Source organism: Phormidium sp. CCY1219 (assembly GCF_055795085.1).
On sequence record NZ_JAYFEQ010000707.1, the window covers coordinates 1 to 208 of the forward strand.

General features: G+C 49.5%; 1 protein-coding gene. It reads left to right on the top strand.

All coding sequences use genetic code 11. The features are described 5' to 3' along the window. Positions 1 to 208, top strand: a 208-nt coding sequence (locus AC0QH1_RS20885) for a reverse transcriptase N-terminal domain-containing protein (RefSeq protein WP_324633245.1), incomplete at both ends; no start/stop codon positions are given.

Here is a 208-nt window from a genome sequence, read left to right on the forward strand (position 1 = left end):
GTGGCGATGTTAAAACAGTTCGCGGACTCCAAAAGATTTTGCTGAAAAGTTGGTCAGCCAAAGTGTTAGCGGTACGAAGGGTCACGCAGGATAATCAAGGCAAAAAGACGGCGGGAGTGGATGGGGTTAATTCCTTGTCCCCAAAAGCACGTATGAGCCTTGCAGGTCAATTGAAGCTCGATTCAAAAGCCAAACCCGCCAGACGGGT